The organism is Klebsiella grimontii (genome assembly GCF_900200035.1).
GTDB lineage: Bacteria > Pseudomonadota > Gammaproteobacteria > Enterobacterales > Enterobacteriaceae > Klebsiella > Klebsiella grimontii.
This window is the reverse complement of record NZ_FZTC01000046.1, coordinates 1-4,859: the sequence shown is the minus strand read 5'-3', so window position 1 is coordinate 4,859 and position 4,859 is coordinate 1. Positions and strand designations below refer to the sequence as shown.

General features: G+C 60.8%; 5 protein-coding genes. All 5 read left to right on the top strand.

Annotated features, from left to right (window positions below; genetic code table 11):
* Positions 1–344 precede the first annotated feature (344 nt).
* From phnC to KOSB73_RS28135, 5 genes are read left to right on the top strand one after another with little or no spacing between them, the layout of a single operon-like run.
* The gene (gene phnC, locus KOSB73_RS28155; protein WP_047727571.1) at positions 345–1,172 is read left to right on the top strand and encodes a phosphonate ABC transporter ATP-binding protein; all 828 of its coding nucleotides are present in this window, start codon (positions 345–347) and stop codon (positions 1,170–1,172) included.
* Entirely contained in the window at positions 1,169–2,032 is an 864-nt protein-coding gene (phnD, locus tag KOSB73_RS28150) for a phosphate/phosphite/phosphonate ABC transporter substrate-binding protein (protein WP_047727570.1), read from the top strand. The genes phnC and phnD overlap by 4 nt, the downstream gene beginning before the upstream one ends.
* An 8-nt stretch (positions 2,033–2,040) precedes the next feature.
* On the top strand, positions 2,041–2,868 hold the full coding sequence (phnE, locus tag KOSB73_RS28145) for a phosphonate ABC transporter, permease protein PhnE (RefSeq protein WP_010466252.1): 828 nt from the start codon (positions 2,041–2,043) through the stop codon (positions 2,866–2,868).
* An 8-nt stretch (positions 2,869–2,876) separates the two neighbouring features.
* A complete protein-coding gene (ptxD, locus tag KOSB73_RS28140; protein WP_003118429.1) occupies positions 2,877–3,887 on the top strand; it encodes a phosphonate dehydrogenase PtxD in 1,011 nt (336 codons plus the stop codon).
* Positions 3,881–4,750 (top strand): LysR family transcriptional regulator, encoded by an 870-nt coding sequence (locus KOSB73_RS28135; RefSeq protein ID WP_010466239.1) that lies wholly within the window; start codon positions 3,881–3,883, stop codon positions 4,748–4,750. The genes ptxD and KOSB73_RS28135 overlap by 7 nt, the downstream gene beginning before the upstream one ends.
* Positions 4,751–4,859 lie beyond the last annotated feature (109 nt).

Here is a 4,859-nt window from a genome sequence, read left to right as displayed (position 1 = left end):
ATCGGGAAACTCGGTGGGTGGAATCCGGGTATTTTGCCAAAATCTGGAAGTCTTCTTCAGAGTTTCCCTAGTGTGCGCTCTCTTGCTTGGATGGCATTACGTTCTGGCCCAACGTTACTGTAGCGAATCCGCAGCAGTATCAATCAAAGCCTCCTGTATCCCGCGTGAAGAAAGACGCTACGTTGCGCCCGTTCTTCCACGGCTTCGCTTGCCGCCCCGCTACGGCAGATTCGAAGTATTCATCGAAATGTCATCCTTTAGAAGCAGTGCGGTAACAAGGAATTTCTATCCTTTGCATCGCGAACCGCAATTGTGCGGCCAGCAATATTGCGAAAGGTGATCAAATGATGCCCCATCCGATACAGGACGCCGTGCTGCGGGTCGACCGGTTGAGCGTCGTCTATCCAGGCGGCGTGACAGCCCTACGCGATACCTCGATTGCATTTCGGCGTGGTGAGTTCACCGTGCTGCTTGGTCTCTCGGGCGCAGGCAAGTCGACCTTGCTCCGTAGTCTCAATCGACTCGTCACGCCCACTGGCGGCAGTGTCACCAGCGAACTCGGTGAGCTCGGCAGCGGCTCGGCCTTGCGTCAGCATCGTCGGCGTACCGCCATGATCTTTCAGCACCACCAGCTAATCGAACGTCAAAGCGCACTGGCTAATGTGCTTACCGGTCGGCTGGCCTTTCACAACACGCTCCGCTCGCTGTTTCCTCTGCCGCGTGCCGATCAGGAGATTGCGCTCAGTTGCCTCGCTCGGGTCGGTCTGGCAGACAAGGCGCTAAGCCGGGTGGACAAACTGTCCGGTGGCCAGCAGCAGCGGGTAGGCATCGCGCGTGCGCTAGCGCAACAGCCGGCGATCATTCTGGCCGATGAGCCGGTAGCCAGTCTCGACCCGGCCACTTCGGTCCGTGTTCTCGGATTGCTGCGCGACATCTGCAAGGAAGACGGCATCACCGCCATCGTTTCGCTGCATCAACTCGAATATGCCCGCCGCTTCGCCGATCGCGTCGTCGGGCTGGCCGATTCTCAGATCGTTTTCGATGCCGCGCCCTCGGAACTCACCGATGCGCAGCTTGAGCGCATCTATGCAGGCCGCTCTACGACTCAGCCAGCGAATGCTCCGGCTGAACCACCTGTCATGCTCGAACCTTCACTGGAGAAGTCCCGATGAAACGCTTATCCGCGCTCTTATTGACTTGCTTGCTGTCCGCTGTTTCAAGTTTGTCCGCCCTAGCGGCCGATGCCGATCCGGATGTGCTAAAGGTTGCCCTGCTGCCGGACGAAAACGCCTCCGAGCTGATCAAGCGTAACCAGCCGCTGAAGGATTATCTGGAAGAGCATCTGGACAAGAAGGTGCAGCTGATCGTAACCACCGACTATTCCTCGATGATTGAGGCGATGCGCTTTGGCCGTATCGACCTGGCGTATTTCGGTCCGCTGTCCTACGTCATGGCCAAAAGCAAAAGCGACATCGAGCCCTTCGCTGCCATGGTCATCGACGGCAAGCCGACCTATCGCTCGGTGATTATCGCCAATGTGGCGTCAGGCGTGAATGAGTATGCCGACCTTAAGGGCAAGAAGATGGCCTATGGTGACCGGGCATCGACGTCCAGCCATTTGATTCCCAAAACCGTGCTTCTTGAGACGGCCGGTTTGACGGGTGGGCAGGACTACGAACAATATTTTGTGGGCACGCATGACGCCGTTGCCGTCAACGTGGCGAACGGCAACGCCGATGCGGGTGGGCTGTCGGAGGTAATTTTCAATCACGTAGCCGAACGTGGCCTAATCGATCCGAGCAAGGTGAAAGTACTTGGTTACAGCGGCGAATACCCCCAGTACCCCTGGGCGATGCGCTCGAACCTGAGCCCCGAGCTGAAAACCAAGGTGCGGGATGTATTCGTCGGTATCGACGATCCCGAAGTGCTGCGCAACTTCAAGGCCGAGGCCTTCGCGCCAATCACCGACGCCGACTACGATGTGATCCGCAAAATGGGATCGCTGCTCGGCCTCGACTTCGCCACGATGTGAGCACCGATATGTCTACTCATTACGACGTGCAGGCGCTGCCTGCAGAGCAACGCGAGCACATCCTTCGAGGCTTCGGCCTCGGTTGGTGGCGCCAGCTGGGGCAGGTGGCGATTGTATTCGGAGTGGTGCTGTTGGCCTGCTGGTACGTGGGGCTGCTCGATGCCACCACGCTGCTGAACGGGCTGCCCTCCATCGCGACCCTGGCAGGCGAGGCCATGCCGCCAGACTTTTCGGGCTATCGAAGCTGGATTCGCCCCTTGATCGACACCTTGGCGATGAGCATCGCCGGTACGGCCATCGCAGTGGTGTTCTCGCTGGTGGTGGCCTTCGTTGCAGCGCGCAATACGGCGCCGCACCCCCTTGTGTTCGGTGTTGCCCGGGTGCTGCTCAATGCCCTGCGGTCGGTGCCGGAGCTGATCATGGGCATCATCTTCGTTGCAGCCGTAGGGTTCGGCGCCTTGCCGGGCGTGCTTGCCCTGGGTCTGCATTCGGTCGGCATGGTCGGCAAGTTCTTCGCCGAGGCCATCGAGCACGTCGACGAAGCGCCGGTGGAAGCCGCTCGGGCGGCGGGGGCTACGCCGATGCAAGTGCTGCTGCACGCGGTTTTGCCACAGGTGACGCCGCAGTTCGCCGACGTGGCGATCTACCGCTGGGAATACAACTTTCGCGCCTCCACCGTGATGGGCATGGTTGGCGCCGGCGGTATCGGCTTCGAACTCATGGGCTCGCTGCGCATCATGCAGTACCAGGAGGTTGCAGCAATCCTGCTGGTCATCCTGGCCATGGTCACGCTAGTAGACGCCTTCAGTGGCGTGCTGCGCAAACGTTTCAAATAGGACAAACCATGCTGCCGAAACTCGTTATAACTCACCGAGTACACGATGAGATCCTGCAACTGCTGGCGCCACATTGCGAGCTGATGACCAACCAGACCGACAGCACGCTGACGCGCGAGGAAATTCTGCGCCGCTGTCGCGATGCTCAGGCGATGATGGCGTTCATGCCCGATCGGGTCGATGCAGACTTTCTTCAAGCCTGCCCTGAGCTGCGTGTAGTCGGCTGCGCGCTCAAGGGCTTCGACAATTTCGATGTGGACGCCTGTACTGCCCGCGGGGTCTGGCTGACCTTCGTGCCTGATCTGTTGACGGTCCCGACTGCCGAGCTGGCGATCGGACTGGCGGTGGGGCTGGGGCGGCATCTGCGGGCAGCAGATGCGTTCGTCCGCTCTGGCGAGTTCCAGGGCTGGCAACCACAGTTCTACGGCACGGGGCTGGATAACGCTACGGTCGGCATCCTTGGCATGGGCGCCATCGGACTGGCCATGGCTGATCGCTTGCAGGGATGGGGCGCGACCCTGCAGTACCACGAGGCGAAGGCTCTGGATACACAAACCGAGCAACGGCTCGGCCTGCGCCAGGTGGCGTGCAGCGAACTCTTCGCCAGCTCGGACTTCATCCTGCTGGCGCTTCCCTTGAATGCCGATACCCAGCATCTGGTCAACGCCGAGCTGCTTGCCCTCGTACGGCCGGGCGCTCTGCTTGTAAACCCCTGTCGTGGTTCGGTAGTGGATGAAGCCGCCGTGCTCGCGGCGCTTGAGCGAGGCCAGCTCGGCGGGTATGCGGCGGATGTATTCGAAATGGAAGACTGGGCTCGCGCGGACCGGCCGCGGCTGATCGATCCTGCGCTGCTCGCGCATCCGAATACGCTGTTCACTCCGCACATAGGGTCGGCAGTGCGCGCGGTGCGCCTGGAGATTGAACGTTGTGCAGCGCAGAACATCATCCAGGTATTGGCAGGTGCGCGCCCAATCAACGCTGCGAACCGTCTGCCCAAGGCCGAGCCTGCCGCATGTTGAATCCGGTCTGGCTGAAGAGCCTGGTAGCGATCGTTCAAACAGGCAGTTTTCAGAGCGCGGCGAGGGCGTTGGGGCTGGCCCAGCCGACGGTGTCGCAGCACTTGCAGAAGCTTGAAGAGCAGGTCGGCGTAACGCTGGTGCAGCGCAGTCGTAGCGGCTGCCAGCCTACCACACGGGCGCTGGCCTTCATGCCGCATGCGACCGCCTTGCTCGACATGCACGCCCGGGCGCTAGAAGCCCTGCATGGCAATCGTGAGCGCGTCGGGGCCAGCTCCAACATCGGCACCTACCTTCTCCAGCCATTCGTGCGCAACTATCTGACGACCGCAAATGAGAGGGGCGAGGTGGATCTGCGCATCGCCGCCAACCCGGATGTGGCCGACCAGCTACTGGCGGGCCAGCTCGACGCCGCGATCATGGAATGGTGGCTACCTCACCCCGACTTCGAACACCGCCTCTGGCGGGTCGAGCCGCTGGTGCTTATCGTCAGCCCCGACCATGCGCTGGCTGAAGCAGGGTGCATAGAACGTGATCGTCTGGTGGACCTGCCGATGCTGGGAGGTGAACCGGGTAGCGGTACCGGACGGCTTCTGACCGAATACTTTGGCGAACTGGGCGTGCCTCGCAGCGGTATGCAGCTAGGCAGCACCGAGGCAGTCAAACAAGCAGTGAGGGCGGGACTCGGCGTGTCGTTGGTGATGGCTTCCGCAGTACAAGACGAAGTTCGCAGTGGCGCGCTGGTAGCTCTTCCCATCCCGGGGCTTGAAAAGCGTCTCCAACTGATCTGGCGCAAACCTCCCGGAAATCTGCACCCGCCGGGATTTGTGCGGCACTTATTGGAGGAGGCAGATCTAGCTGGATAAGGTGATGGATGGTTGCGATCCAGCGCTTGGCTTGTCAGCCTAGGGAAACTCTGAAAAAGACTTTCTGATTTGGCAAAATACCGCGACCCCACCCACCGAGTTTCCCGAT

What these genes read in the sequence shown, in the direction of transcription:
- phnC (WP_047727571.1), top strand. Translation starts at nt 345, where the DNA reads ATGATGCCCCATCCGATACAGGACGCCGTGCTGCGGGTCGACCGGTTG.
- phnD (WP_047727570.1), top strand. Translation starts at nt 1,169, where the DNA reads ATGAAACGCTTATCCGCGCTCTTATTGACTTGCTTGCTGTCCGCTGTT.
- phnE (WP_010466252.1), top strand. Translation starts at nt 2,041, where the DNA reads ATGTCTACTCATTACGACGTGCAGGCGCTGCCTGCAGAGCAACGCGAG.
- ptxD (WP_003118429.1), top strand. Translation starts at nt 2,877, where the DNA reads ATGCTGCCGAAACTCGTTATAACTCACCGAGTACACGATGAGATCCTG.
- KOSB73_RS28135 (WP_010466239.1), top strand. Translation starts at nt 3,881, where the DNA reads ATGTTGAATCCGGTCTGGCTGAAGAGCCTGGTAGCGATCGTTCAAACA.